Raw genomic sequence first — 751 nt, forward strand, 5'->3', positions numbered from 1 at the left:
GAGTTCAGCGCGGTGAGCTGGGCGGTGGTCAGCGAGCGCAGCTGGGCCGAGCCGAGCGCGGCGACGTCGTCGGAGGCCAGCGTGCTGACCTGGGCGGTGGTCAGCGAGGCGACCTGGGTGGTGCTCAACGCGCCGATCTGGGCGGAGTCCAGCGCGTTGAGCTGGTCGCTGGTGAGGGCGCGCAGCGTGGCGGTGGACAGGGACTTCAGGTCAGCGGTCTCGATGGCACCGATCTGGTCGGTGGTCAGGCCGGCCGCCTGCTTGGTGCCCAGCGCGGCGATCTGGGCGGAGGTCAGCGCGACGATGGCGTCGGTGGCCAGGGCGCCGACCTGGTCGGAGCCCAGCGCCTGGATCTGGTTGCTGGCCAGGGCCTGCACGTCGGCGGTTTCCATCGCGGCGACCTGGGTGGTCGTCAGTGAGGCGAGCTGGGCGGAGGTCAGCGAGCGGATCTGGCCGCTGGTCAGCGCGTTGAAGTTGTCGGTGGACAGGGCGCTCAGCTGGTCGGTGGACAGCGAGGCGACCTGGGCGGTGGACAGCGCACCGACCTGGTCGGTGTTCAGTGCATTGAGCTGGTCGCTGTTCAGGGCGTGCAGCGCGGCGGTGGACAGCGACTTGAGGTCGGCAGTCTCGATGGCGCCGATCTGGTCGGTGCCCAGGCCCAGCACCTGGGCCGAGGTCAGCGCGCCGACCTGGGTGGAGCTCAGTGCGGCGACGGCGTCGGTGGCCAGTGCGCCGATCTGGGCGGAGTTCA

At 71.0% G+C, this 751-nt stretch carries 1 pseudogene; it reads right to left on the reverse strand.

The features are described from left to right. Positions 1-751 (reverse strand): annotated as a pseudogene (locus ACG00X_RS24035) (heme utilization protein); the annotation flags it as partial.

It is taken from the genome of Pelomonas nitida (assembly GCF_043555975.1).
Taxonomy (GTDB): domain Bacteria; phylum Pseudomonadota; class Gammaproteobacteria; order Burkholderiales; family Burkholderiaceae_C; genus Pelomonas; species Pelomonas nitida.